At 69.6% G+C, this 26,147-nt stretch carries 21 protein-coding genes; 15 read left to right on the top strand and 6 right to left on the bottom strand.

Going from position 1 to position 26,147, the window contains the following annotated elements; genetic code table 11:
* The first annotated feature begins 13 nt into the window (after window positions 1–13).
* The 13 genes from OG780_RS41155 to OG780_RS41095 all read left to right on the top strand — a co-directional run bounded on the left by OG780_RS41155 (window position 14) and on the right by OG780_RS41095 (window position 15,831).
* Window positions 14–241 (top strand): 4Fe-4S dicluster domain-containing protein, encoded by a 228-nt coding sequence (locus OG780_RS41155; RefSeq protein WP_326790156.1) that lies wholly within the window; start codon window positions 14–16, stop codon window positions 239–241.
* Window positions 242–257: 16 nt separating this feature from the next.
* The gene (locus tag OG780_RS41150; RefSeq protein WP_328457067.1) at window positions 258–1,601 is read left to right on the top strand and encodes an ABC transporter substrate-binding protein; all 1,344 of its coding nucleotides are present in this window, start codon (window positions 258–260) and stop codon (window positions 1,599–1,601) included.
* A gap of 8 nt (window positions 1,602–1,609) precedes the next feature.
* On the top strand, window positions 1,610–2,515 hold the full coding sequence (locus OG780_RS41145) for an ABC transporter permease (RefSeq protein ID WP_328457065.1): 906 nt from the start codon (window positions 1,610–1,612) through the stop codon (window positions 2,513–2,515).
* A complete protein-coding gene (locus tag OG780_RS41140) occupies window positions 2,499–3,266 on the top strand; it encodes an ABC transporter ATP-binding protein (protein WP_328457063.1) in 768 nt (255 codons plus the stop codon). Before OG780_RS41145 ends, OG780_RS41140 begins: the two co-directional genes overlap by 17 nt.
* A gap of 11 nt (window positions 3,267–3,277) precedes the next feature.
* Window positions 3,278–6,079, top strand: coding sequence for a fumarate reductase/succinate dehydrogenase flavoprotein subunit (locus OG780_RS41135; RefSeq protein WP_443062275.1), 2,802 nt, complete (start codon window positions 3,278–3,280; stop codon window positions 6,077–6,079).
* 273 nt (window positions 6,080–6,352) lie between these two features.
* Window positions 6,353–7,336 (top strand): ABC transporter permease, encoded by a 984-nt coding sequence (locus OG780_RS41130; protein ID WP_328457061.1) that lies wholly within the window; start codon window positions 6,353–6,355, stop codon window positions 7,334–7,336.
* 1 nt (window position 7,337) lies between these two features.
* Window positions 7,338–8,294 (top strand): ABC transporter permease, encoded by a 957-nt coding sequence (locus tag OG780_RS41125; RefSeq protein WP_328457059.1) that lies wholly within the window; start codon window positions 7,338–7,340, stop codon window positions 8,292–8,294.
* On the top strand, window positions 8,291–10,375 hold the full coding sequence (locus tag OG780_RS41120; protein WP_328457057.1) for an ABC transporter ATP-binding protein: 2,085 nt from the start codon (window positions 8,291–8,293) through the stop codon (window positions 10,373–10,375). Before OG780_RS41125 ends, OG780_RS41120 begins: the two co-directional genes overlap by 4 nt.
* 113 nt (window positions 10,376–10,488) lie before the next feature.
* On the top strand, window positions 10,489–12,171 hold the full coding sequence (locus OG780_RS41115; protein WP_328457055.1) for an ABC transporter family substrate-binding protein: 1,683 nt from the start codon (window positions 10,489–10,491) through the stop codon (window positions 12,169–12,171).
* A gap of 223 nt (window positions 12,172–12,394) precedes the next feature.
* Entirely contained in the window at window positions 12,395–12,871 is a 477-nt protein-coding gene (locus OG780_RS41110; RefSeq protein ID WP_328457053.1) for an Asp23/Gls24 family envelope stress response protein, read from the top strand.
* 70 nt (window positions 12,872–12,941) lie between these two features.
* The gene (locus OG780_RS41105) at window positions 12,942–13,253 is read left to right on the top strand and encodes a DUF3040 domain-containing protein (protein ID WP_328457052.1); all 312 of its coding nucleotides are present in this window, start codon (window positions 12,942–12,944) and stop codon (window positions 13,251–13,253) included.
* A gap of 180 nt (window positions 13,254–13,433) precedes the next feature.
* The gene (locus OG780_RS41100; RefSeq protein WP_328457050.1) at window positions 13,434–14,039 is read left to right on the top strand and encodes a PadR family transcriptional regulator; all 606 of its coding nucleotides are present in this window, start codon (window positions 13,434–13,436) and stop codon (window positions 14,037–14,039) included.
* A gap of 70 nt (window positions 14,040–14,109) precedes the next feature.
* The gene (locus tag OG780_RS41095) at window positions 14,110–15,831 is read left to right on the top strand and encodes an acyl-CoA dehydrogenase family protein (RefSeq protein WP_328457048.1); all 1,722 of its coding nucleotides are present in this window, start codon (window positions 14,110–14,112) and stop codon (window positions 15,829–15,831) included.
* A 46-nt stretch (window positions 15,832–15,877) separates the two neighbouring features.
* Here the strand turns inward: OG780_RS41095 and OG780_RS41090 are convergent, their stop codons facing one another.
* The 3 genes from OG780_RS41090 to OG780_RS41080 all read right to left on the bottom strand — a co-directional run bounded on the left by OG780_RS41090 (window position 15,878) and on the right by OG780_RS41080 (window position 16,930).
* Window positions 15,878–16,177, bottom strand: coding sequence for a DUF6000 family protein (locus tag OG780_RS41090; RefSeq protein ID WP_328458727.1), 300 nt, complete (start codon window positions 16,175–16,177; stop codon window positions 15,878–15,880).
* A gap of 136 nt (window positions 16,178–16,313) precedes the next feature.
* Window positions 16,314–16,691: a fic family toxin-antitoxin system, toxin component gene (locus OG780_RS41085; RefSeq protein WP_328457046.1), complete on the bottom strand. Its 378-nt coding sequence runs from the start codon at window positions 16,689–16,691 to the stop codon at window positions 16,314–16,316.
* Window positions 16,691–16,930, bottom strand: coding sequence for a hypothetical protein (locus tag OG780_RS41080; RefSeq protein ID WP_328457044.1), 240 nt, complete (start codon window positions 16,928–16,930; stop codon window positions 16,691–16,693). The genes OG780_RS41085 and OG780_RS41080 overlap by 1 nt, the downstream gene beginning before the upstream one ends.
* A gap of 161 nt (window positions 16,931–17,091) precedes the next feature.
* On the opposite strand from OG780_RS41080, the gene OG780_RS41075 reads away from it, so the two are divergent.
* Window positions 17,092–17,967, top strand: a complete 876-nt coding sequence (locus OG780_RS41075; protein WP_328457042.1) for a hypothetical protein — start codon at window positions 17,092–17,094, stop codon at window positions 17,965–17,967.
* Between the two features lie 69 nt (window positions 17,968–18,036).
* Here OG780_RS41075 and OG780_RS41070 read toward each other — a convergent pair whose 3' ends face one another.
* The gene (locus OG780_RS41070; protein WP_328457040.1) at window positions 18,037–22,311 is read right to left on the bottom strand and encodes a discoidin domain-containing protein; all 4,275 of its coding nucleotides are present in this window, start codon (window positions 22,309–22,311) and stop codon (window positions 18,037–18,039) included.
* 451 nt (window positions 22,312–22,762) lie between these two features.
* Between OG780_RS41070 and OG780_RS41065 the strand changes: the two genes are divergently transcribed.
* Window positions 22,763–23,389, top strand: coding sequence for an HD domain-containing protein (locus OG780_RS41065; RefSeq protein WP_328457038.1), 627 nt, complete (start codon window positions 22,763–22,765; stop codon window positions 23,387–23,389).
* A gap of 218 nt (window positions 23,390–23,607) precedes the next feature.
* On the opposite strand, the gene OG780_RS41060 is transcribed toward OG780_RS41065, so the two are convergent.
* Together OG780_RS41060 and OG780_RS41055 are read right to left on the bottom strand one after the other, a co-directional pair.
* Window positions 23,608–24,270 carry a fasciclin domain-containing protein gene (locus OG780_RS41060; protein WP_328457035.1) on the bottom strand — a complete coding sequence of 221 codons (663 nt, stop codon included), beginning with the start codon at window positions 24,268–24,270 and terminating at the stop codon, window positions 23,608–23,610.
* A 126-nt stretch (window positions 24,271–24,396) separates the two neighbouring features.
* Entirely contained in the window at window positions 24,397–26,022 is a 1,626-nt protein-coding gene (locus tag OG780_RS41055) for a sulfite oxidase (protein ID WP_328457033.1), read from the bottom strand.
* Window positions 26,023–26,147 lie beyond the last annotated feature (125 nt).

Here is a 26,147-nt window from a genome sequence, read left to right as displayed (position 1 = left end):
TCCGGAGACAGTCATGCCCTTGGTACCCCAGCGGGCCGACGTGCCCGTGACCATCGACCAGTCGAAGTGCATCGACGGCTGCACCCTCTGCGTGGACATGTGCCCGCTGGACTCCCTCGCCATCGACGACAGCAGCGGCAAGGCGTACATGCACGTCGACGAGTGCTGGTACTGCGGCCCGTGCGCGGCCCGCTGTCCCACCGGAGCCGTCACGGTCAACATGCCCTATCTGCTCCGGTGAAAGGCCTCGAACTCTCATGAAACGCAGTGCAGTTGTCGCGAGCTGCCTCTTGCTCCTCCCCCTGACGGCGTGCGGCGGCACCGCCACGGCGGGAAGTGACGGCTCCACCATCACCGTCACGGTCGGCTACCAGTCCAAAACCATCAACACCGTCACGGCAGGTACTCTCCTGCGCTCCCTCGGCTCTTTCGAGAAGGAGCTCGACGCCCTCCACGACGGCCACACCTACAAGGTCGACTGGCAGGACTACGCCACCGGTGCCCCGATCACCGCCCAGATGACCGCCGGGAAGATCGACATCGGCTCGATGGGCGACTTCCCGCTCCTGATCAACGCGGCCCGGGGCCAACAGCTCGGCCGTCCCACCCGTCTCGTCTCGGTCACCGGCTACAACCTGCGCGGTGGCCTCAACACCGTCGTCACCGCTCCCGGCTCCGAACTCGGCTCTCTCGCGGACCTGAAGGGCAAGAAGGTCTCTACGAGCATCGGCTCCGCCGCCGACGGCACTCTCATACGCGCTCTGCGACGCGTCGGCATCGACCCCGACAAGGACATCCAGAAGCTCAACCAGCAACCGGCGGTGGGAGCGTCCGCCCTCGCCGGGGGCAGCGCCGACGCGCTGTCCCAGTTCGTCGCCTGGCCGGGCCTGCTCGCCTACCAGGGCAAGGCCAAGGCCCTGTACGACGGCGCCCAGCTGAACCTGCCGACCTTTCACGGGGTCACCGCCCGCGAGGACTTCGCCCAGAAACGGCCCGACGTCCTGGAGGCCTTCCTCAAGGCCCAGACGGAGGCCACGGACTATCTCGACGCCCACCCCGTCTCCGCCGCCGAGAAGGTCGCCGAGGCCACCGGCCTGCCCGCCGAGGTCGTCTACCTCTACAACGGCGCCCACGGCATCTCCACCTTCGACCCGGCGATCAAACCGAAGCTCGTCTCCGCCCTCAAGCAGGACGTGTCGATCCTCAAATCGGCGAAGCTCACCGGCGACGTGGACGTCGACGCCTTCGTCGACGACCGGTACGTCAGGAAGGCCCTCGGCGCCGACTACGCCGAGCGCCTCAGCACAGGGCCCGCACCGGTCGCGAGCGAGGTGTGGCCCAGGGGCGCCCGGCAGGTACGCACCTTCAAGTCCCCGGCGGAACTGCTGCGTCATGTCGCCCGGCACGAGGCCACGATCCGCGCCGCCTACGTACCCGACGCCACCACCGGCACCCTGTGGTTCGCCGACAAGGCGGTCTGGGTGACGGACGGCGGCCGGCTGCTCCCCTTCGTCGCACCGGCGACCGCCGAGGTGTACGTCGCCGGGCACACCGGCGCCCGCGTCATCACCTACGCCGACGCGCTGCGGCGGGCGTCATGACCCGGGACGTGCGACAAGTGAGCCGGTTCGCCCCCCGGTATCCGCGGCGGGCGGGCCGGTTCGCCCTGCGACTCGGCTCCCTGGCGGCCGCCCTCGTCCTCTGGCAGTTGCTGACCGGCCTCGACGTCGACCTGTGGCTGCGCTTCTCGCAGTTCCCCACGGTCGCCGACGTGGCACGCGCCTTCACCGACCGTCTGACGGGCCCCGACTACTGGACGGACCTCACCGACAGCCTCACCCGCATCCTCACCGGCTTTGTGCTCGCCGCCGTCCTGGGCGTGGCCACGGGCGTGCTCGTGGCCCGCTCCCGCCTCGCAGAGGACCTGCTCGGCCCGCTGCTGGAGGTGATCCGGCCCATCCCGGCCATCGCCCTGGTCCCCGTGGCGATCCTCCTGCTGCCCTCCAACGAACAGGGCATCGTCTTCATCACCTTCACCGCCGCCTTCTTCCCGGTCCTGGTCTCCACCCGGCACGCCGTGCGCGCGCTGACTCCGGTGTGGGAAGAGGCTGTGCGCACCATGGGCGCCGGCCGCCTGCGCATCCTCGCCTCGGTCGTCCTGCCGGGCGCGCTGCCCGGCATCTTCGGCGGCCTGTCGGTGGGACTCGGCGTCTCATGGATCTGCGTCATCTCCGCCGAGATGATCTCCGGCCAGTACGGCGTCGGCTACCGCACCTGGCAGGACTACACGATCGTCAACTATCCAGGCGTGTTCGTCGGGATGGTGACGATCGGCGTCCTCGGCTGGGTCACCTCCACGGCCGTGGAGGTCCTGGGCCGTCACCTGACCCGCTGGTTGCCGCGTACCTCGTACGTGCCCGGCGTGCGGGTACCGCGGCAGGCGCGCGGTGCCACCGCCCCCGTACCGGCAGCGCCCAGCACCGAGAAGGACGTGCCCCATGACCAGCTCGTCTGAAGTCCGTTCACCATCGCGCTCCGGGGCGGCCCTCGCCCTGCGCGGCGCCACCATCGGCCGCCCGGACGCGCCCGTGCTGCACGAGGTGGACCTCGACGTGGCCCCCGGCGAGATCCTCACCGTCGTCGGCCCCTCCGGCTGCGGCAAGTCGACACTGCTGCGCACCCTCGCCGGGCTGCTGTCTCCGCTGGCCGGACAGGTGATCCAGGACGCGCACCCGCTGAGGGGTCCCTCCGCCCACCGCGCCCTGGTCTTCCAGGAGGACGCCCTGCTGCCCTGGCGTACCCTGCGCGCGAACGTCGAACTGCCCCTCGTCATACAGGGGTTGCCGCGAGCCGAACGCCGTGCTCAGGCCGAGTCCTGGCTCACCCGGGTCGGACTCGCCGAGCAGGCACGGCAGTTGCCGCACCGCGTGTCCGGCGGCCAGCGCCAGCGCGCGCAACTGGCCCGCGCCCTGGCTCCGGCACCGCGCGCCGTCCTCATGGACGAGCCGTTCGGCGCCCTCGACGCCCAGTCCCGCGCCGGTATGCAGGATCTGCTGGTGGAGGTGTTGCGGGGCACGGGTGCGACCGTCGTGTTCGTGACCCACGACGTCGACGAGGCGCTGTTCCTCGGCGACCGCGTCGCCCTGCTCGGCTCCGGCCGGCTCGCCGCGCTGCACGACGTGCCCCGCTCGCGCGACCGCGCCGCGCACGACGACCCTGCGCGCGTGGCACTGCGACGCGAAGTCCTCTCCTCGCTCGGTACCTGAAAGGCACTCCGGTGACCACCTCCGTGAACACCCTCCTGGAGATCCCCGCCCCCGGCGACGCCGAGGAGCTGAGCTGCGACGTCCTCGTCATCGGGGGCGGCACCGCCGGCACCATGGCGGCGCTGACGGCCGCCGAACACGGCGCTGACGTGCTCCTGCTGGAGAAGGCACACGTCCGGCATTCCGGCGCGCTCGCGATGGGCATGGACGGCGTCAACAACGCGGTCGTCCCGGGCCGCGCCGAGCCCGACGACTACGTCGCCGAGATCACCCGCGCCAACGACGGCATCGTCGACCAGTCCACCGTCCGTCAGACCGCCACCCGCGGCTTCGCCATGGTGCAGCGCCTGGAGTCGTACGGGGTGAAGTTCGAGAAGGACGAGCACGGCGAGTACGCGGTGCGCCAGGTGCACCGCTCCGGCTCCTACGTGCTGCCGATGCCGGAGGGCAAGGACGTCAAGAAGGTTCTGTACCGGCAGCTGCGACGGCGTGAGATGCGCGAGCGGATCCGCATCGAGAACCGGGTGATGCCGGTTCGCGTGCTGACGGCCGGAGGGCAGGCCGTGGGTGCGGCCGGGTTCAACACCCGTACAGGCCGGTTCGTCACCGTCCGCGCGGGCGCCGTGATCCTGGCGACCGGCGCCTGCGGCCGCCTCGGCCTGCCCGCCTCCGGTTACCTGTACGGCACGTACGAGAACCCGACCAACGCGGGTGACGGCTATTCCATGGCGTATCACGCGGGCGCCGAACTCACCGGTATCGAGTGCTTCCAGATCAACCCGCTGATCAAGGACTACAACGGGCCGGCCTGCGCCTACGTGGCCAATCCCTTCGGCGGCTACCAGGTCAACCGGCACGGAGAGCGATTCGTCGACTCCGACTACTGGTCCGGGCAGATGATGGCCGAGTTCGCCGCCGAGCTGGCCTCCGACCGCGGCCCGGTGTACCTGAAGCTGAGCCACCTCCCGGAGGAGTCGGTCGCGGCCCTGGAGACCATCCTGCACTCGACCGAGCGCCCGACGCGGGGCACGTTCCACTCCGGCCGCGGCCACGACTACCGGACGCACGACGTCGAGATGCACATCTCCGAGATCGGTCTGTGCGGCGGCCATTCGGCCTCAGGAGTACGGGTGGACGACCACGCCCGTACGACCGTCCCGCGTCTGTACGCCGCAGGCGACCTGGCCTGCGTACCGCACAACTACATGATCGGCGCGTTCGTGTTCGGCGACCTGGCGGGCGCGGACGCGGCCCGGTACACGGCGTACGAGGGCGAACTGCCGTCCGGCCAACTGCGCGAGGCCCACGACCTGATCTACCACCCCCTGCGCAACCCGGACGGCCCGCCGCAACTCCAGGTCGAGTACAAACTGCGCCGCTTCGTGAACGACTACGTGGCTCCGCCGAAGTCCGGCGCCCGGCTGTCCCTCGCCCTGGAGGCGTTCGAGCGGATGCGGGCCGACATCGCCGCCATGGGCGCCCGCACCCCGCACGAGCTGATGCGCTGCGCCGAGGTCACCTTCATCCGCGACTGCGCGGAGATGGCTGCGCGGGCGTCCCTGGCCCGTACGGAGTCCCGCTGGGGCCTCTACCACGACCGCCTCGACCACCCGCGGCGCGACGACGCGTCCTGGTTCCACCACCTGGACCTGTACAAGTCACCTTCCGGGGCTATGGAGTTCACGGCACGCCCCGTGGCCCCGTATCCGGTACCGGTCGACGGATTCAACCCGGTCGGCGGCCCCTCTCGCCACCTCGGTGAGGTCCACCCGCAGCAGGTGGCGACGGCCGGGACCCGGGAAGCGGCGCCGGTGGCGATGGGGCCCGAGCACACGCCGGTGGGCACAGCCCTCCCCCACGATGCCGCCACCGAGGCACCTGCCACGCCTCGCCTGCTCCAGCTCCTCTCGCTCGCGGAGGAAGAACCCGAACTGGCCTCCGTCGCGCCCTACTTGACCGACTCCGACCCCGTCGTCCGCAGGACCGCCGTCACCGTTCTGACGGAAACCGTGCCGCCGGGCACCGGACCGGCCCTCGCCGCCGCGCTCGTCGACGCCGACGCGGGCGTGCGCGAGGCCGCGGCGGGCTCGCTGCGCGAACTCGTCGAGACGCTGCCGGCCGAAGGAGCCCTGCGGGAGGGGCTCGCCTTCGCCCTCTCCGCGGACGACTCCGTCGTGCGCGCCGCGGCACTCGACGTCCTGCGCGCCCTTCGCCTCGGTAACGCCGAACTGTTCAGGGGGTCCCTGTCCGACTCCAGCATCGCCGTCCGCATCGAGGCCGTACGGGCGCTCGTGTCGGTCGACGCCACCGACGAGGTCGCCCGTGCGGCCGGGGACCCGTCCCGCGAGGTCCGCGTCACGATCGCCAGGGCGCTGGGCACCGGCGCCGCCGGACGGCTCGGCGACACGCCGCCGACGGGTTCCGGGCCGACCCGGGCGCGCGCGGTCCTGGCCGAGCTCGTCGCCGACCCGGACGCCCTGGTGCGAGCGGCCGCCTACGAGGCGCTGGCGGCCACCGGCTGCCCGGCACCCCTGGACGCCCTCGCCATGGCCGCCCTGTCCGACACCGCCTGGCAGGTCCGGGCCGGCTCCGCCAAGGCCCTGTCGGCCGCGGACCCCGCGACGGCCGTCCCCGCCCTGGCCAGGGCTCTCGCCGACCCGAACGCCGACGTACGCAAGGCGGCCGTACTCGCGCTGACCCTCCACCGTGCCACCGAGGACGCCCGCGCGGCCCTGGCCACGGCGACAACGGACTCGGACGCGGACGTACGGGCCTACGCGACGCGAGCGGTGTGGCTCGACGAGGTCCACTGAGCACAGCGGGAAGGGTGGGAGGGCGTCCACTCCGCACCGCGCCAAGATCATCCGAATTGGCCGGTATTCCGGATCGTCTGCTACGGCAACATGTCGGCCTCATGGCAGGACGGCCAACACCCTGGTGTGCGCCGCGAAGTACGGACCAAGCTGACGCTCGTTCGTTCCTTCGCGCCCTCTTCCCCCCAGAAAGTTCCCCCCACGCATGCCTTCGTCCTGCCCCTCTCGCGTGCCCGAGGCACACCCCTCTCCTGTGGTGAGGAGGTGCCGCACATGGTGCGCCATGTGACGCGCAAGGCGCTCGGCTGGCTCCTGATGATCGTGGTCGCGACCAACGCCACGTATTTTCTGGCCAGTTGGTTTCTGGACCCACGGTCGAACTTCAAGGAGCTGCGGCCCGTCCGCAGCGAAGCACAGATCGACCGGGCCCTCGCGCCGTACAACCTCGACCCGCGAGTACCGCTCGTACACCGGTGGTGGGACTGGTTCACCTCGGTGGCCCTCCACTTCGACTGGGGCAGGTCGCCCACCGGGGTCTCCGTCAACGAGGAGGTGGGCTACCGGTCCCTCGTCAGTGCGGAGTTGGTCGTCATCGCGACCGTCCTGTCCGTCGTGATCGGCGTCGCGCTCGGTGTGTACACGGCCTCACGGCAGTACGGCTGGGCCGACCGGGTCTCGCAGGCCGTGTCCATCGCGGTGTTCAACGTTCCGACATCCGTCGCCGCGCTCGCCGTGGTCTTCGTCGCGATCTGGCTGAACCAGCACGCCGGACTGCACTTCCTCTACGTCGCCGGAGAGAACTCACCCGCCGTCGAGGGACTGCTCCCGACCATCGGCGACCGCCTCCTGCACCTGATCCTGCCCACGCTGACACTGACACTGATGGGTTACGTGGGTTACCACCTGACGCAGCGTTCGCTGCTGCTGGACACGATCAACGCCGACTTCGTCCGCACGGCTCAGGCAACGGGGCTCACCCGCGCCCAGGCGGTCCGCAGACACGCCCTGAGGTCCGCGCTCATTCCGACGGCGGCCTCCGTGGCGTTCAGCGTCCCCGCCATCTTCACCGGTGCCGTCATCACCGAGACGGTCTTCGGCTGGAACGGCATGGGCCGCTACTTCATCCAGACCATCAGCAAGAACGACGTGCACGGAACCGTCGCGACGGCCGCCTTCGCCGCGGCCCTGACCGCGGTCGGCGCGATCCTGGCGGACATCGCCACGGTCTTCCTCGACCCTCGCGTGAGGGTGAGCTGACATGGCCACCGAAGCGACGGCCGATGCCGCCGACCGTGGCACGACGGCAACCGAACCCGTCCGGGACACGGTTCACTCCGCTCGCCGGACGACAAACCTCGGCCTCGGCCGGCTCTATCTGCGACGGTTCCTGCGCAACCGGCTCGCCGTCGCCGGTGTGGCGATCTTCGTGCTGCTGGTGCTGTTCGCGGCCGTCGGCGGTCTGTTCACGTCCTACGCCTTCACCGACGCCGACTTCACCGCGCTCACCCAACCTCCCAGCGCCGTGCACTGGTTCGGCACCAACCAGGGCGGCAACGACATCTACGCCAGTGCGGTGCACGGCCTCCAGCGTTCCCTGGTCATCGCCGTGAGCGTGTCCGTGCTGACCGTCGTCGTCGCGGCGGTGATCGGCTCCGGCGCCGCGTACGTCGGAGGCCGGGTCGAGCGGGTGACACTCGCCGTCATCCACTTCCTGCTGATCGTCCCCTCGTTCCTCATCCTGGCCCTGGTCTCCCACCGCCTGGCCGGCGACTGGCGCGTCCTCATCGTCGTACTGACCGTCTTCGGCTGGATGTCCACCGCACGGGTGATCTGGTCCGTCTCGACCTCGCTGCGCGAGCGGGACTACGTGACGGCGGCCGAGTTCATGGGCGTCAGCCCACTGCGCATCGTCCTGCGCCACATCATCCCCAACCTCGGCTCTTTGCTCATCGTCAACCTCACCCTCGGTGTCGTCGCGACCGTACTCAGCGAAACCGCCCTGTCGTTCCTCGGGTTCGGCGTCCAGACCCCGGACGTCTCCCTCGGCACGATGCTCGCGGACGGGGCGAGCAGCGTCACGAGCGCGCCCTGGCTCTTCGCCTTCCCCGCGGGTCTTGTCGTCCTGCTCACGGTGTCGATGACCTTCATCGGCGACGGGCTGCGCGACGCCCTCGACCCCACGTCGGTGACCGGCTCGGCAGGAGGCCGACGATGACCCTCGCGACCCCTCTGCTCGATGCGGTGCCTCCCGCCGGGACCGCGCCCGTGCTGTCCGTACACGATCTGCGGATCTCCTTCCCCTCCGAGGCCGGAACCGTCGAGGCGGTACGCGGAGTCAGCTTCGACCTGCTGCCCGGCCGTACCCTCTGCATCGTCGGCGAGTCCGGCTCGGGCAAGTCGGCCACGGCCATGGGAATCATGGGCCTGCTGCCGCCCTCCGCTTCGCTGCGCGGCGAGGTGCTGCTCGGCGGACAGAACCTGATCGGTCTCGATGACCGGGCGCTCTCCCGGGTACGGGGCAAGTCCATCGGCATGATCTTCCAGGACCCGCTGTCCGCGCTCACACCGATCTTCTCCGTGGGCAGACTGCTCTCCGATGCCCTGCGGGTCCACCAGAACCTGACCAAGCGGGCCGCCTGGGAGCAGGCCGTCGAACTGCTCGATCTCGTCGGCATCCCCGACGCGCGGAACCGGGCCACAGCCTTCCCGCACGAGTTCTCCGGCGGCATGCGCCAGCGCGTGGTCATCGCCCTGGCCATCGCCAACAGACCGTCCGTACTCGTGGCGGACGAGCCCACCACCGCGCTCGACGTCACCGTGCAGGCCCAGATCCTCGACGTGCTGCGACGGGCGCAGCAGGAGACCGGCGCCGGTCTCGTCCTCATCACGCACGACCTCGGGGTCGTGGCCGGGCACGCGGACGACGTCGCCGTCATGTACGCGGGGCGCTTCGTGGAACGGGCGGGCGTCGAGGAACTCTTCCGCCGGCCGACGATGCCGTACACCGCGCGGCTCCTCGCCGCGGTGCCGACCGTGGACGGCGGGGTCCGGCGGCCGCTCGTGCCGATCGGCGGAGAGCCACCCGCCCTGGTGGGCCTCCCGGACGGCTGCGCCTTCGCGAGCCGGTGCGCCGTCGCCCTCGACGCGTGCCACTCCGGCGAACCCGAATTGAGCCAGGTCGGCGGCCACGGGCAGGTGGCCTGTCTGCGTGCCACGGAGATCGCCGACGGATCTCTCGATCCGCGCGGCGATGTCGTGCCGGTCGCCGGGGAGGCGGCTTCCGGTCGGCCCGAGGCCGGCGAGACGGTGCTTCGGGTCGAGGAGCTCGTCAAGACGTTTCCGGTCACCAAGGGCGCACTCCTCAAGCGCCGGACCGGCACCCTGCGCGCCGTCAACGGAGTCAGCTTCGAACTGCGTGCCGGGGAGACCCTGGGCCTGGTGGGCGAGTCAGGCAGCGGAAAGACCACGACGCTGATGGAGATCCTCCGGCTCAGGCAGCCCGAGGGCGGCCGGATCGAGATCGCCGGCACCGAGGTGGGGACGGCCGGATCACGCTCACTGGTACGGGAGTTGAGGCAGGACGTCCAGATCGTCATGCAGGATCCGCTGGGGGCTCTGGATCCGCGCCTGCCCGTCTTCGAACTGCTCGCCGAGCCCCTGCGGGCGATCGGACGGGACCGCGCGTCGATCCGCTCCCGTGTGCGCGAACTGCTCGGGCTCGTCGGTCTGGACGATGCCGTGAGCGACCGGTTCCCGTCCGCCCTGTCCGGCGGTCAGCGCCAGCGGGTCGGCATCGCGCGCGCCCTGGCGACCGAGCCCAGGCTCCTGGCCCTCGACGAGCCGCTGTCCGCCCTGGACGTGTCGGTCCAGGCCGGGGTGATCAACCTGCTGGCACGGCTCAAGCGTGAACTCGGGCTCGCCTACCTCGTGGTCGCCCACGATCTGGCCGTGGTCCGTTACATCTCCGACCGCATCGCGGTGATGTACCTGGGGCACATCGTCGAGACCGGCGACACCGAGACGATCTTCACCGAGCCGAAGCACCCGTACACCCGGGCGCTGTTGTCGGCCGTCCCGAGGCCCGATCCGCTGCGGGAACGCACCCGCGAACGTGTCGTGCTGGAGGGCGAGCAGCCGAGCGCCGCGCGACTGCCCGCGGGCTGTGTCTTCGTCGACCGCTGCCCGCTGTACCGCCGTTCCGATGACGACGTCCGCCGCCGCTGTCGCCAGGAACGCCCTGTGCCGACCCCCGTGACCGGGCAGCCCGGCCATCTGTACGCCTGCCACGGCGTCTGAGCTTCTGCCCGGGCCGCGTCGAGGACCACCCGCACTCTCCCGAACCCGGGTGCCCGGCATCGACCTCCGGGTTCCCGTCCACCTCCACCACCGACCAGAAGGATCCACCCCCCATGCGCTCACGACTGGCCCTGCCCGTCGCCCTCATCGCCGCCGTTTCCGTCGCCGCCACCGCATGCCAGTCCTCTTCCGGGAAGGATTCCGCGGGCCCTGACGCGAAGGATGCCCCGTCCGCCGCGTCGGCCGCCGCCGACTACAACCCCACGCCGTACGACAGGATCAAGGACGGCGGCACCTACACCACGGTCGGGACCTTCGACGACCAGGGCAACCCGTTCAACGTCAATGCGACACTGACGGCCGCTCGCGTCTGGGCCTGGTACAACGCCGACGCGATCACCTACACGCCGACCGGCGAGGTTCAGTACAACCCGGACTACTACAGCGACGTGAAGGTGTCCGTCGAGGACGGCAACCAGAAGGTGACGCTGACGATCAATCCCCAGGCCGTCTTCAACGACGGCACGCCGATCGACTGGACCGCGATCAAGTCGACGTGGAAGGCCAACAACGGTTCCGACAAGGCGTACGCCGCCTCGTCCACGGACGGCTACGACCGGATCACCTCGGTGGAGAAGGGCACGAACGCCAAGCAGGCGGTCATCACCTTCAAGGGCGTCAACGCCTCCTGGTCGAGCCTGTTCACGACCTTCCTGCATCCCAAGGCCGCCACGGTCGGCAACTTCAACAAGGCGTACGTCAAGAAGGCTCACCCTGAGTGGGGCGCGGGTCCGTACACCGTCGGCAGGTGGGACACCCACTCGGGCAACATCACCTTCGTCCGCAATCCGAAGTGGTGGGGCAAGAAGGGCAGGCTCGACCAGCGCGTCTACGTGAACCTGGAATCGACCGCCGCGGTCAACGCCTTCAAGAACGGCCAGCTCGACTATGTCTCGGCCGTCGACGCCGAGAGCCTGAAGCAGGTCAAGGGGCTCAAGGGCACGGAGATCCGCAGCGGCGGAAGCCCCTTCGAGTACTCGCTGTACTTCAACACGAAGTCTCCCGTCCTCGCCGACAAGGACGTGCGCAAGGCCGTGGAGGAGAGCATCAACCGCTCGCAGATCGCGAAGATCCAGTTCCAGGGCCTCGACTACAAGGAACCGCTGCCCGGTTCGGCCGTGCTGTACAGCTTCCAGAAGGGCTACGAGGACAACGTCTCGGCCGTACTGAAGTACGCGCCCGACGAGGCCAAGAAGGCGCTCGACGCCGCCGGCTGGAAGCCCGGAGGCGACGGCGTCCGGGCCAAGAACGGCAAGAAGCTCGAAGTGGGCTACACCCTCCTCGGCGACGACCCGCTGGACAAGGCCACCGCCGGCGCCTTCGCCGCCATGCTGAAGCCGGTCGGCATCCGGCTGGTCATCAAGAAGGCCGACGAGGCGGAGTTCTCCACCATCCTCAGCGACCGCAAGTTCGATCTGTTCCTCTCGGGCAACCGCTCCATGGACCCGTTCGGCGCCCGCTACCTGTGCGACTTCTACTGCTCGGACCGCGCCTCCAACATCACGGGCGCGGGTTCGGCCGCACTCGACGAGGAGGTCCGCGCCACCACGACCATCGCCGACCTGGACCAGCAGGCCGGGGCCGCCAACAAGGTCGAGCGGAAGGCGCTCCAGCAGTACGCCTTCCTCCCGCTCTTCAGCGGCCCCTCGACGTACGCCGTGAAGAAGGGCCTCGCCAACGTCGGCGCGACCATCTTCTACAACCCGCTCCCCGAAACGGTCGGCTGGCAGAAGTGACATCGTCCCCGGCCGCGAGGCCGGGGATTCCCGTTCCGTCCAGCGGACGCTGATGTACGGGCCCACGCGACGCGAGCGGTGTAACGGTGCCCCGGGTCGGACGTTGCGGCATTCACCCCGGATCGCACGAATTGCGCCATTCGTGTGACGATGACTGAAGGACAAGGGCCGTCCCCCTTGAGCGTCACGCGAGGTGTCCGCACGGAAGACCGAGGAGGTCCTGATGACGGACCTGACCACCCGCTCCGCGACCACCAAGAACGAAACGGGCGAAGCCACGGGGATCCGGCGCTCCGGCACCGGTGATCCGGGCGGCAAGGGGCGGACCACCATCGCCGACGGCGTGGTGGCCAAGATCGCGGCGGCATCCGCACGCGATGTGCCCGGCATCCACGGCCTCGGCACAGGAATGACCCGGACCCTCGGGTCCGTCCGCGACCGGGTGCCCGCCGGGCGCCCCGGTCAGACCCGCGGCGCGAGCGTCGAGGTCGGCGAACGGCAGACCGCGGTGGATCTCGACGTCGTCGTCGAGTACGGGTACCCCATCACGGACGTGATCGCGGACATGCGCGTCGCCGTGGTCTCCGCCGTCGAGCGCATGACCGGGCTGGAGGTCGTCGAGGTGAACGTCGCCGTCGGCGACGTGCGTCTGCCGGACGAACCGGACGAGGAACCGCAGGACGGCCCTCGCGTGACGTGACCCGCCGTACCGGCGCCGGAGACTCGCATCCACCGGCCGCCGTGGAAGAACGCTCAGGAGATGCGTCGCCGTGGACGAAAGGGATCACGCGGACGGTGTCCGCCTCACAGCGCGCGAACGTGCCGCGCTGGCGGAGATCGAGGAGGGGCTGCGGCAGGACCACGCGCCGGCGCCGCACCGCCCGTCCGGCGGGCGCCGGCTGCCCGTCGCGGTCGCGCTGATGCTGATGTGCTCCGTGGTCCTCGCGGTGGTCGGCATCAGCACGTCGAACGCCGCGCTTCTCTGGTGCTTCGCGGTTCTGTGGCCGCTGACCGCGCTGCAGCTCGTCAGGTTGCTGGGCCGCTGGATCAGAAGCACGGGCCCTTTCACTCCGTGGTTCTGACCAGTTCGCGGCCTCCGGGGCCGGCAGAGGAACTTCCCGGCTTCCTCGCGTGGGCAGGCCGACAACATCGCCGTGATCGCGCGCGGGGCGCCTTGGTGTCTGCGGCAGCCCGGGTGAGCCGTGTCTCACAAGGGCGGCAGCGCTTGTCTATGCAACGAGTTGCATAGAAAGCTGTGCGGTATGGCGCTCGAACACGCGATCCTCGTCTCCCTGCTGGAAAAGCCGGGGTCCGGCTATGAGCTGGCCCGGCGGTTCGAGCGGTCCATCGGCTACTTCTGGACCGCGACGCACCAGCAGATCTACCGCGTGCTCAAGCGCATGGAGAGCGAGGGCGTGCTCGCCGTCCGGGACGTGCCGCAGCAGGGGCGGCCGGACAAGAAGGTGTACTCGGTCGCCGGCCCCGGGCGTGCCGTCCTCTCCGAGTGGCTGCACGAGCCGATCGAACCGGAGAGCATCCGTCACGATCTCGCGGTGAAGATCCGCGGCGCGGCCTTCGACGACCCGGCGGCGCTCGTCGACGAGGTCGAGCGGCACCACCGGATACACAGTGACCGGCTCGCGCGCTATCTCGCCGGGGAGCTGCGCGACTTCACCGGTCCTGACGCCCCCGCCCCTCTCGACGCCGGTCAGCAGCTCCAGCACGTCGTACTGCGCGGCGGCATCGCGTACGAGCGCATGACGATCGCCTGGCTCGACGACGTCCTCGCCACGCTCCGCACCCTCGACACGACGACCGATGTCACGGGAGGCGACCCGCAGGACGGCCCCGCGTGGCAGTCGGCCTGAACCACCCCAGCTTCCTCCGTCTCCCCGTCATGCAATCTCCAACCTCCCAACCCTCGGAAGGCGAACCTCTGTGACCACCACTCCGTTGCTGTTCAACCCGCGCACCTACGACCCGGCGCACTTCGACCCCGAGACGCGCCGGCTGCTGCGCGCCACCGTCGACTGGTTCGAGGAGCGCGGCAAGCGCCAGATCATCGAGGACTACCGCACCCGCGCCTGGCTCGGTGACTTCCTCGCCTTCGCCGCCAAGGAGCGCCTGTTCGCCACCTTCCTCACCCCGGCCTCCGCCGCCACGGACGAGGACCAGCGCTGGGACACCGCCCGGATCGCCGCCCTGAACGAGATTCTCGGGTTCTACGGTCTCGACTACTGGTACGCCTGGCAGGTGACCATCCTCGGTCTCGGCCCGGTCTGGCAGAGCGACAACGCCACGGCTCGCACGCGTGCCGCGGACCTCCTGTCCGAGGGCGAGGTCTTCGCCTTCGGCCTGTCCGAGAAGGCCCACGGCGCCGACATCTACTCCACCGACATGCTGCTGGAGCCCCAGGCCGACGGCGGTTTCCTGGCCGGCGGCTCCAAGTACTACATCGGCAACGGCAACGCCGCCGGCCTCGTCTCCGTGTTCGGCCGCCGCACCGACGTCGACGGCCCGGACGGATACGTCTTCTTCGCCGCCGACAGCCGCCACCCGGCGTACCACCTGGTGAAGAACGTCGTCGACTCCTCCAAGTTCGTCAGCGAGTTCCGTCTGGAGGACTACCCGGTCGCCCCCGAAGACGTCCTGCACACCGGCCGCGCCGCCTTCGACGCCGCCCTCAACACCGTCAACGTCGGCAAGTTCAACCTCTGTACCGCCTCGATCGGCATCTGCGAGCACGCGATGTACGAGGCCGTCACGCACGCGCACAACCGCATCCTCTACGGCCGTCCCGTCACCGCTTTCCCGCATGTCCGCCGGGAGCTGGCCGAGGCGTACGTCCGTCTCGTCGGCATGAAGCTGTTCAGCGACCGCGCCGTCGACTACTTCCGTTCGGCCGGTCCCGAGGACCGCCGTTACCTTCTCTTCAACCCGATGACGAAGATGAAGGTGACCACGGAGGGCGAGAAGGTCATCGACCTGATGTGGGACGTCATCGCCGCCAAGGGCTTCGAGAAGGACAACTACTTCTCGCAGGCCGCCATCGAGATCCGGGGCCTGCCCAAGCTCGAGGGCACGGTCCACGTCAACCTCGCGCTGATCCTCAAGTTCATGCGCAACCACCTGCTGGCCCCGATCGACGTGCCCGCCGTACCGACCCGCCTCGACGCGGCCGACGACGACTTCCTCTTCCGGCAGGGACCCGCTCGCGGCCTGGGTTCCGTACGCTTCCACGACTGGCGCCCCGCCTACGACTCGTACGCCGACGTCCCGAACGTCGCCCGCTTCCGCGAACAGGCCGACGCCCTGTGCGAGTTCGTCACCACCATGGCCCCCGACGAGAAGCAGGGCCGCGACCTCGACTTCCTCCTCTCCGTGGGGCAGTTGTTCGCGCTGGTGGTGCACGGACAGCTCATCCTGGAGCAGGCGCGTCTGACGGACCTGGACGAGTCGGTGCTCGACGAGCTGTTCTCCGTGCTGGTCCGTGACTTCTCCGGACACTGCGTCGAACTGCACGGCAAGGACTCCGCCACCGAGCAGCAGCAGGGCTGGGCACTCGGCGCGGTCCGGCGTCCCGTCGTGGACGAGGAGCGATCGGCACAGGTCTGGCAGCGCGTCGAGGCCCTGTCCGGGGCGTACGAGATGTCGCTGTAACGGCGCCGAGACGAGGTGGTCGTGTGCAACTAGCTGCTGTACAGGGCTAGTTGCACACGATCTGATGCCACGCGACCGATCTGGGCTCCCGGCTTCCGGGCTGCTCGGGGCGCGGGGCGGAATCTTCCCGGCCGAGGGTCCAGCCGTTGGCGAAGTCGCACCGGAGGTCGGTCCAGCGACGCAGTTCGGCGAGGGTGTCGTCGGGGTCGCCCCGAAGGTGGGCCAGTGCGTCGACCCACTGGCCCCAGAGGCCATCGGGTCGGGTGAAGCGATCCGCGTGGTGGGTGCCGAGGCGGGCGTCGAGACGGAGCAGGGCACCGAGGCCGGCGTGCTGGTCGTGGCGCAGGTCGGTGCGCGGTAGGTAGTGGTCGAGATACGCGGTGAGGATCTCGGCGGGCGCGGGGCCGGCGGTTCACCGGACGGTCCAGCGCCCACGTCGGGGACCTGTCCGGGCGAGCGAGACGGCGCCGGGTCCGTGGGCGTCAGGTGCTGGTGGGCCAGGTCCGCAGCAGGGCGGCGATCTTCCCGGCGGTGCAGGCGGGGTCGAGGAGCAGGTCCCTGAGGGCGATGGCATCCTCGCGTACGGGCTTGACGCCGATCCCGGCGGCTTCGAGGTACATGACGCCGCTGGCCGCGGCGACGGCGAGATTGGAACGCTCCAGCCAGCGGCACCGGCCCAGGGTGTGCACCAGGGCGGCGGCTTTGGCGTAGGGGCCTTCGTAGACGGGTTGCTCGAACAGCTCGGCACGGTGGCGCGCGACCGCCGAGGCGGGAACGCCGTAGTCGTCCGGCGCCGGATCGTCGGCTCCGGCGGCCTCGGCCACCTGAAGGATCCAGGGAACGTCGATGTGCAGATCCATCAGGCCGCGTGCGCTCCCCGAGCCGTCTGCTGGGCCTGTTCGACCTCATCGAAGACACTCTGGTGTTCGCTCAGGAAGCGGGCGGCCGCGTCCACCGCACGGGCACGCAGGCCGCTGGTGTCGTCCTGCACCAGTCGGGCGAGATAGTCCCCGATGCTCAGCCCCAGGTCGGCGGCTCGCTTCTTCGCGAGGTCCGCGACGTCCTCGTCCACACGCGCGCCCAGCTGTGTCTTCGCCATACCGACATGGTAACAGTCGTTACCAGATCGCGGAGGGAAAGGGGGAAACCGGCGGCTCCCGCACGTATCGTCCCCCTGCTGGACTGAACGTCCCGCACGCCTTGGGCGTCACAGGTCTGGTGTCGGAATCGACTCCGTTCGACCGTCTTCTTGGGGGCATCATGCGGTCTGTCAAAATGCTCGTCACCCTCGGTCTGGTCGCCGCCGCCGTCGGATGCGGCGACGACAGGGCACCCGCCGACAACCGTGTCCGCAACGTCGACACGGCCGAGCGTGCCCGCCGGGTCGCCACCGCCTGGGAGGGTTCCGAGGCGGCGCGTGTCTGGCGCCAGGGCTACTACCCGCTCGGCGACGCCGTCCAACTGCCCGACGGGGCCTTCCACGACGACGCCGACAAACGCGCCTACGCCACCCAGAATTTCCAACTGCGCGCCCCCCTTCCCGACACGGCGAAGAAGCAGGCGAAGGTCCGGTGGCGCGACGGCGATTCGCTGACCCTCCCCCTCGCCTCGGCACGGGAGGCCTACGACAAGCTCGCCCGCGGCAGTAACTCCGGCCCGGCCCTCACCGTGACCGCTGCCCGGCTCGGCCAGATGACGGTGCCGACCAGCCGGGGGACGGCGACGGTTCCGGCCTGGCTCTTCACCGTCAAGGGCTACGACACTCCGCTCAAGCGCGTCGCGGTCACCCCCTCGGAACTCCCCCGCTCACCGATCGGGGCCGTACCCGAGCAGACGAACCGACTGGGGCCGCTCGCCGGGCTGGACACCATCGCGCGGGACGGCAGGACGCTCACCCTGCGCGCCGAGCACGGAGGGTGCGACGACGGGCCGGCCGTCACTGTGCTCGAAGCCGAGGGCAGCGTGGTGTTCTCGGCCTCGATCCGAGGCACCGACGACGGGCCGTGCACATCCGAGTTGCGCGTCGAGAAGGTGACGGTGAAGCTGCGCCACCCGGTCGGTGACCGCATCCTCCTCGACGCGTTCACCGGCAGGCCCGTTCCTCCCCGCCAGCAGCCCGTCCGACCCGCGCAGTGACCGCTCGGGTGCAGCACGGGGCCTCCCTCACGTGAGGGAGGCCCCATACCGCTCGGTGTCGTCCGGCACCTACTCGATATTGATCCTGAAGGTACTGGTCGTGTTGCGGACGTCCTGGGCGTTGCCGCTCATCCGCAGGTTGCGGAAGGTGGCTTCGCCGACAGCCGGGCCCTGGCCGGGTTCCGGCAACTCGTTGGCCCAGATGCCGAATCCGGACTTGGCGTCGAAGGCGTCTCCGCTCTTCTTGGAGTTGGTGATGGAGATGTCGGTGAAGATGGTGTCCTTCACCGGGAACTGCGCCTGGCCGCCTACATAGTTGGTCTGGAACATGACGCCTCCGTAGGTGGAGTCGTCGATGTCGACGTCGTTGACCCGGATGCCCTGGAAGACCTTGGAGGCGGAGAACGCCCAGATGGCGGGGAAGACCTGCGAGCCCCAGAAGTGGCCGCCCGTCCTCTCCAGGGACACGTTCTCGATGGTCGTGGGCTCGGTCCCGAAGCCGTTCATCGGGTAGCCGAAGTCGAGCGAGGAGATCGTGACGCCGGAGTAGACGAGGGTGTCGGCGACGCGGAGGTTGCGGAAGGTGTTGTTGTAGCCGCCGTAGACGGCGATGCCGGCCGCTCTCCAGGTGAGCGTCGAGGTCAGGTTCTCGTAGAGGTTGTTCTTCTCGTCGGCGCCTCCGGCGTCGATCGCCGAGAAGAGGGCGAAGCTGTCGTCGCCCGTGGCGCGCGCGTCGTTGTTGACGACGTGGTTGTCCGTGGAGCCGTTGGTCATGTTGATGCCGTCGGCGAAGGTGTCACGGATGCGGGCGTTCTTGATGGTCATGCTGTCGGTGTTGGCGCCCCAGTAGAGGCACACCATGTGCTCGACCCAGATGTTGTCGATGGTGATGTCGGAGACGTTGGAGAAGTCGAACACCTTGCCCGGGCCGTCGATCCGGGACGTGTAGTTGCCGAGGTAGGTGAAGCCGGCGAACGTCGAACCCTTGGCACTCGCCTCGGCCCGGAAGCCGATGTCGGTGTTCTCCTGCGAGGCGGGGGCGTGGAAGCGGGTGAACCAGGGGCCGGCCCCGACGACCTTGACCGCCTTGCCGTAGACCTGGAACTTGCTGGACGTCTCGTAGTCACCGGCGGGCAGGTAGACCCCGGCCAGTTGGCCCGTGGTGTCCATGCGGACCTTGTCGAGGGCGTTCTGCACGTCCTGGTGGGTGAATCCGGTCGGGACGGCGTACGCGGCCGGGTCGGGGTTGGCGGCCGCCGTCGCCTGCTCGGTGTTGATGAAGTCGATGGCGTACGTGGAGGAGTTGGCCGCGTCCTTCTGGAGCCGGATCCTGGATCCGGCCGGGACGGTCCTGCCGAGTTGCAGGCTCGCCTCGTCGTAGATGTGCCGAGGGGCTCCGGAGCCGGGCGAGTTGCCGGGCGCGGTCTCACTGCCGTAGAGCCAGGCGTACTTCGAGGTGAGGTCGATCGCCTTGAGGAACTGGCCGTCCACGTACACGTCGAGCGTCGTCGTGGTGCCGTCCGGGATCGAGAAGCGGGTCACCAGGGTGTTGGTGGCCGCGCGGGTGGTCCATTCGACGTACTGGCCGGTCCCGTCGAGGGTCACCGCCTTGCGGCCGCTCGCCTCGCCGGCGACATCGCCGATGATCCGGTTCGGTCCGACGGTCTTGGCACCGCCGCCGAGGGCGCCGTCCTCCGCCTCGTACATGTCGTACGGCATGTCGGCACCGCGGCCCACGAACAGGGCCTGCGTGGTGGTGTTGTTGGTCCGCTTGACCGGAAGTTCGTTGGTGTCGTCGGCGATGACCGTCCTGACGGTGTACTTGCCGTTGCCCGCCGTCCACGAGCCGAGGGCGACCGGCACCGTCGTCTGGCCCACGGCGATGGCACCATCGTAGGAACCGCTGAGCGTCTTGACCGTGGCGCCCTTGGAGTCCTGGACCGTGAGGGTGACGCCGTGGGTGCCGGCGGCGGAGGCGACCGTGCCCTGGTTCTTGATGGCGACGGTGAACTTGACCTCGTCGCCCGCCGAGGCGCTGGAGGGACTCCAGGAGACCGGTGCGGCCAGGAGGTCGGAACTGGAGACGGGCTTGACGACCAGGGCGTCGGAGCGGGTGAAGGTGTTGTTCGCCTCGTTCTGCTCGATCACCTTGTTCGCCGGGTCCGCCTCGGCACCGACCGGGTAACTTCCCGCGTCCCGGGCCCCGATGCTCGCGGTGACCGTCTTCGTCTCACCGGCCGCGAGCGCCGGGACATCGGCCGTGGCGACCTTGGTGCCGCCGAGGGTGAAGTTGAGGTCGGTGGCCTTGGACGCCTTGGTCCCGCTGTTGGTGACGGTCGCCGTCAGGCTGATGGCGTCCGACTCGACCGGGGCCGCGGGCGCGTTGGTGATGCCGGTGACCTTGAGGTCGGGGTTGGCGGCCGGGGTGCCGATCACCTGGAACTCGGCGACCTGCCCGCCCGGGGCACCGGAGTTGGACGTGAACTTGAGCTGGACGTCGGCGGCGGTTCCGGAGACCGGGATGGTCACGGTGTTGCCGCCGGCCGGGTTGAACGTGTAGTCCTTCGCCGCGACGAGGCCGGTGAAGGCCGTCGCGTCCTGGTCACGGCCGAGCACCTGGATGTTCTGGGTCCGGGTCGACCAGGCGGCGTCCGGGTTGAGCTTGACGACGATCTGGCCGAGGTCGGCGTTGGCACCCAGCTTGGTGGTGAGGGTGGCCGGGTAGGCACCGCCCGCGCTCTCCCAATAGGTGCCGATCTGGCCGTCGTTGGCGTTGGCGGCGACATAGGTGAAGGTGGAGGAGGACGCCTCGATGGGCTTGCCCTCGGCGAGGTTGGATCCGGAGCCGGTCGAGCCGGTCCGGGTGACGCTGTTGCTCGCCGCCGACACGTTCCCGGCCGCGTCCTTCGCCTTCACGTAGTAGGTGACGGTGGCCGTCGCCGACGGGGTGTCGGTGTACGTCGTGACGTCGCCCGCCACGGACTTGGCCAGCTGGTCGTTGGCGTAGACGTCGTAGCCGGTGACCTTCACGTTGTCGCTCGACGCCTGCCAGGTGAGCTTCACATCGCTGCCGGACTGCGTGTAGGCGAGATTGCCGGGCGCCGTGGGAGCCTGGGTGTCGCCGCCCGATGCCGGGCGGGTGACGCTGTTGCTGTTGGAGGAGACGTTGCCCGCGGCGTCCTTGGCCCGCACGAAGTACGTGACGGCGCTGCCGGCCGGCTGTGTGTCGGTGTACGTCAGGACGTTCCCGGCCACGCTCGCCCGCAACTGGCCGTTGGCGTAGACGTCGTAGCCGGTGACGGCCGTGTCGTCGCTCGCCGCGCTCCAGGTCAGCTTGATCTGCCCGGTGGCCGGCTCGGTGTAGCCCAGGTTCGACGGCGCGGTCGGCGCCTGGGTGTCGCCCGTGGCCGGCCCGTAGACCTCCAGCTCGGACAACTGCCCTGCGGGCCAAGCGGTGTTGGCGGTGAAGAGCACCCGCACGTACCGCGTCGTGACGGTGTCGAGGGCGATGGTCGTCGACTGGTCGCCGGAGCTGTCGAAGGTGTACGCCTTCGAGGCCGTCAGGTCGGTGAAGTTCTGGTTGTCGGTGGAGCCCTGGACCTTCAGGGTCTGGCTGCGGCCGGGCCAGCTGCTCGGCAGCCGCAGGGTCACCTGGTTCACCTTGACCGACGAGCCGAGGTCGACCTGGAGCCATTGCGGGAAGGCGTTGTTGGTGGACTCCCAGTAGGTGTTCCGGTTGCCGTCACCGGCGTTGGCGGCGGGGTACACGTCGGCGTGCCCGCTCTCGCTGAAGGGCTTGCCCTGCGCGAGGTTGGGGGTCGAGGCCGCGGTCGTGAGGACCTGCATCTCGGCGAGCTGGGCCGTGGGGGCCACCGAGTTGCCGCTGAAGTCGGCCCGTACGTACCGGGCGAGGGTCGCGGGGAAGGAGACCTTCACCGTGTTGCCGTTTCCGGGGCTGAAGACGTACTGCGCCGACGACTTGAGCGTGGCGAAGCTCTTTCCGTCGGCGCTGCCCTGAAGCGCCAGCGTCTGCTTGCGGGTCTGCCAGTGCTCGGGCAGCCGCAGCACGACCTGGCGGACACGCTTGGTCCGCCCCAGGTCGGTCTGCACCCACTGGGCCGACTTCTTTGCGGCCTGCCAATAGGTGTCGGCGTCGCCGTCGGTGACCTTGACGGCCGTGTGTACGCCGCGGGCGCTGCCCGCCTTGGTGACGGCTTCCGCGGCGGCGTCGGGGCCGCCGGCCGCGTGGGCGCCGACGGCGGGCAGGCCCAGAACCATGACGAGGGAAGCCAGCGCGGCGGTCGCTGCGCGGCTTCTCCAGGATCTCGGCTTGTGTGGAGTCATGCGGGGTTCACTCCCTGCGGAGGTTCGCGCGCCGGAGGGGCGGCGGGGGTCGGCTCGTTCCTGGGCAGAGCGGTGGCGCGGTACGACGAACGGCAAGAGTCGGCTGCACGGCGCACGACATCCTCAACAGGAGATGCCCATGCGCAGCTTTTTGCATTGTTTCATCGCAATATTGCAGAGCACTGCGAACCCGTCTACCGCCAGGACGCCACAAGTTTCACCATCAACACCCGCGCATCAACGGCAAGAACCTACCGGGCACTCTCCGCGAACCAATGAATAGGGCAATGCATGAGGCTCGCCAGGCCAAGAGAAGCGGCAATGCAAACAAGCGCAATTAACGCAACTTCTTGCGTGATGGGGCAGCGGTACAAAAGCCCACCACGCCGCTGGGTGCCCAGAAGTCGCTGATGGGGCGGCCGGGGCAGGGCGGAGAGGCATACTCGGCGGCATGACTGTTCACAGCGCCCACGGAGGCCTGACCGTGCCCGTCGCCCCCGACACGGCCGCTTGCGCCGCCGCACTCGAAGTCGCCACCGCCTACTGCTCCCCCGCGCTGCTCAACCACTCGGCGCGGTCCTATGTGTGGGCCTCCGCGTACGCGGCGCAGCGTGGCATCGAGCACGACGCGGAGCTTCTGTACGTGTCCGCGCTGCTCCACGACATCGGTCTGGTGGCGGAGTTCGACAGTCACACGGTCGACTTCGACGTGGCCGGCGGGCATGTGGCCTGGGTGTTCGCGGCGGGGGCCGGGTGGCCGGCGGAGCGTCGACAGCGGCTGTCGGAGGTCATCGTCCGCCACATGTGGGACACGGTGGACGTGCGGGAGGACCCGGAAGGACATCTGCTGGAGCGGGCCACCGGCGTGGACATCTCGGGGCGGCATCTGGACGATTTCAGCGCCGAGTTCCAGGCGGACGTGCTGGCCCGGTACCCGCGCGCGGGACTCTCCGACGAGTTCCTGGCCTGCTTCCAGGACCAGGCCGCCCGCAAGCCGCGGAGCTCGCCGGCCGCGTCGGTCCGCGGTGGCCTCGCCGAACGCGTCCGGGCCAACCCGCTGGACCACCCGGCCGGTTGACCCGCAGGCCGCGGTCCGGCAGGTGCGACAGGGTTCGCGGGTCCGTCGGCCGGTGAGCTTGCCTCCGATGTGCCTGCCAGGCGTGCGTCGGGTCCTCCTCCCCTGACGAATGCACGTGACGCACGAACCTGACGCGCGAACCTGACGAATGAACCGCAGTCCGAGAGGGCTGGTCTGCAGGCCTTTGAGGAGCGCAGACCAGCCCAGAGGATCACCTCTCAGCTCTTGGGCATCAGGACGGTGTCGACGATGTACACGTTGGCGTTCGCGGTTTTCACGTTGCCGCAGACCACCTTGGCGGAGTCGTTGACCGTGTAGGACTCGCCCGAACCGGAAGTCGTGATCTTCGACTTCTCCAGGGTGGTGAAGGAGCCGTTCTCCAGGTCCTTGGGCGTCAGCTTCTGGCCGACGACGTGGTAGGTGAGGATCTTCGTGAGCTGGGCCTTGTCGTTGAGGACCTTGTCCAGGGTCGCCTTCGGGATCTTGGCGAAGGCGTCGTCGGTCGGCGCGAACACGGTGATGTTCTGCGCGTTGTTGAGGGTGTCGACCAGGCCCGCCTTCTGCACCGCCGCCACCAAAGTGGAGAGCGCCGGGTTGTTGGAGGCGGCGGTGGCGACCGGGGCCTTGGCCATGCCGTCGAAGGACCCGGCGCCGTTCTTCGGAACGGAGGAACAAGCCGGGCCGAACGGCTGGTCCATGCTGCCCGCGCTGCTGCCCGAGCCGGCCATGTCGTCACTGCCCGTTGTCGTCGAAGCCGCCGCCGTACTGGCGGAATCGGACTTGTCCGCGTCACCGTTGCCGTTGGAGCAGGCGGTCAGGGCCAGGGGCAGTACGGCCGCCGCGGCGAGAAGGCCGGTGGTACGGCGGATACGCGTGTTCATCATGTTCTCCTGTTGGAAATGCAGCACGATGCGGCTGCGTTCGGGTTGCGCGGAATGGTGGTTCGGAAGGACACCCGGCCCTGTCATGAGGCGGGCGCGTCTCCGCCGTGATCGGCCGGACACGGCCTAGTCGACGGTGACGACGACGGAGTGCCGTCCGCCGGCACCGTCGGGGATGGTGCGGGTGCGTCTGGCGGTCTGTACGGCGCCGGTGCGGTCGGTCGCGCGGACGGTGAGGGTGTGGCCGCCTCGGGTGGCCTGCCAAGGCATCGACCACTGGCGCCATGTGTCGCGGGTGTCCTCCGCGGCCAGGTGGGCCTTCTGCCAGGGGCCGTCGTCGACGCGGACCTCGACCTTGTCGATGCCCCGGTGCTGGGCCCAGGCGACGCCGGCGATCATCACTGTGCCGGCCTTGGGCCGGGCGAAGGGCTTGGGGGTGTCGATACGCGATGCGGTCTTGACCGGGGCCCTGCGGGCCCAGCCCCGCTTGACCCAGTACGGGTCGTAGGAATCGAAGGTGGTGAGCTCGATGTCCTCGATCCACTTGCAGGCCGAGACGAACCCGTAGAGGCCCGGGACGACCATCCGTGCCGGGAAACCGTGCTCGAAGGGCAGCGGTTCGCCGTTCATGCCGAGGGCGAGCATCGCGTCGCGGCCGTCCATGAGTTCCTCGACCGGGCTGCCGATCGTCATGCCGTCCACCGAACGCGCCACCAACTGGTCCCCCGGACCTCCCCGGGACGGGGGCCTCACCCCACACTCGGCCAGCAGGTCAGCCAGACGTACGCCGGTCCAGCGGGCGTTGCCCACATAAGGGCCGCCGACCTCGTTGGAGACACACGTCAAGGTGATGTCCCGCTCGATGAGCTCCCTGTGCAGCAGGTCGTCGAACGAGTACGTGGCCGGACGGCTCACCCCCTTGCCGTGGATACGCAGCCGCCAGCCGGTGGCGTCCACCTCGGGCACCACCAGCGCGGTGTCCACCCGGTAGAAGGCGCCGTTCGGGGTGAGGAAGGGGCTGACGCCGGGGACGCGCAGGCCAGCGCCTCTGGATACCGGTTGTGCCGGTGACCGAGGGGCCGGCAGCACGACCCTCTCACGTGAGGCGACCGCGTCCCGGCCGCGCGAGGTGTTCAGTGACCGGCCGACCACGCCCACCGCGGCCGAGGCCGCCGCGGCGGACGCCGCCGCCAGGACGAACCCCCGTCGGTCCCATCCCTCGCAAGCGGGCGAGCCGTCTCCCGCTTCCTCGGTCACGGACGCGGGCGGCGCCGGTGACCGTCTCACCGCGGTCAGGCGGCTCACCAGAACGTTCAGAAGCAGGGCCCCTGCCATGGCCCCCAGGACGGAGGGCAGCGCGTCGGTGACGCCGGCCGAGTCGGGCCGGCTGATGGCCGCCGTCGCGCCCACGACCCCGAAGAGAAGGACCCCGGCGGTTCCGACCCGCCGAAACCGCACCGCCAGCACGCCCAGCGCCAGAGCCGAGACAGTCAGCACGACGAGGATGCCGAGCTGCAGTACGAGCTTGTCGCTGGTGCCGAAGTGGCGGATCGCCCAGTCCTTCACCGGAGCGGGTGTCGCGTCGACGGACGCGCCGCCCACCGCGATGACCGGACTGGACTGCGGACGCACCGCCGCGGCGACCAGTTCGGCCACCGCCAGTGCGGCGAACGCGGCCAGTGCCCCGCTCAGCGCACCCAGCGCCGAACGCGTGCCTGGCCGTACTCGCTGATCCTTCTCTTCGTCCCTCACATGGGGAATCCGGTTCTGCCCACCGGACGGATTGGCCCACCCACCTGATCGGATGAAAAGAGATCTCCCACCAATCCACCCCGCTTGCGGCAACGGACCAGACAGTTGCGACGCCGCCGGTCATC

Origin of the sequence: Streptomyces sp. NBC_00386, assembly GCF_036063235.1 — a bacterium.
Lineage (GTDB): Bacteria > Actinomycetota > Actinomycetes > Streptomycetales > Streptomycetaceae > Streptomyces.
The sequence above is the reverse complement of the archived record's forward strand: the minus strand, read 5'-3'. Positions and strand labels throughout refer to the sequence as shown.

What these genes read in the sequence shown, in the direction of transcription:
- OG780_RS41100 (WP_328457050.1), top strand. Translation starts at nt 13,434, where the DNA reads ATGGCGCTCGAACACGCGATCCTCGTCTCCCTGCTGGAAAAGCCGGGG.
- OG780_RS41110 (WP_328457053.1), top strand. Translation starts at nt 12,395, where the DNA reads ATGACGGACCTGACCACCCGCTCCGCGACCACCAAGAACGAAACGGGC.
- OG780_RS41120 (WP_328457057.1), top strand. Translation starts at nt 8,291, where the DNA reads ATGACCCTCGCGACCCCTCTGCTCGATGCGGTGCCTCCCGCCGGGACC.
- OG780_RS41150 (WP_328457067.1), top strand. Translation starts at nt 258, where the DNA reads ATGAAACGCAGTGCAGTTGTCGCGAGCTGCCTCTTGCTCCTCCCCCTG.
- OG780_RS41085 (WP_328457046.1), bottom strand. Translation starts at nt 16,691, where the DNA reads ATGGATCTGCACATCGACGTTCCCTGGATCCTTCAGGTGGCCGAGGCC.
- OG780_RS41065 (WP_328457038.1), top strand. Translation starts at nt 22,763, where the DNA reads ATGACTGTTCACAGCGCCCACGGAGGCCTGACCGTGCCCGTCGCCCCC.
- OG780_RS41140 (WP_328457063.1), top strand. Translation starts at nt 2,499, where the DNA reads ATGACCAGCTCGTCTGAAGTCCGTTCACCATCGCGCTCCGGGGCGGCC.
- OG780_RS41070 (WP_328457040.1), bottom strand. Translation starts at nt 22,311, where the DNA reads ATGACTCCACACAAGCCGAGATCCTGGAGAAGCCGCGCAGCGACCGCC.
- OG780_RS41060 (WP_328457035.1), bottom strand. Translation starts at nt 24,270, where the DNA reads ATGAACACGCGTATCCGCCGTACCACCGGCCTTCTCGCCGCGGCGGCC.
- OG780_RS41115 (WP_328457055.1), top strand. Translation starts at nt 10,489, where the DNA reads ATGCGCTCACGACTGGCCCTGCCCGTCGCCCTCATCGCCGCCGTTTCC.
- OG780_RS41080 (WP_328457044.1), bottom strand. Translation starts at nt 16,930, where the DNA reads ATGGCGAAGACACAGCTGGGCGCGCGTGTGGACGAGGACGTCGCGGAC.
- OG780_RS41155 (WP_326790156.1), top strand. Translation starts at nt 14, where the DNA reads ATGCCCTTGGTACCCCAGCGGGCCGACGTGCCCGTGACCATCGACCAG.
- OG780_RS41075 (WP_328457042.1), top strand. Translation starts at nt 17,092, where the DNA reads ATGCGGTCTGTCAAAATGCTCGTCACCCTCGGTCTGGTCGCCGCCGCC.
- OG780_RS41125 (WP_328457059.1), top strand. Translation starts at nt 7,338, where the DNA reads ATGGCCACCGAAGCGACGGCCGATGCCGCCGACCGTGGCACGACGGCA.
- OG780_RS41130 (WP_328457061.1), top strand. Translation starts at nt 6,353, where the DNA reads ATGGTGCGCCATGTGACGCGCAAGGCGCTCGGCTGGCTCCTGATGATC.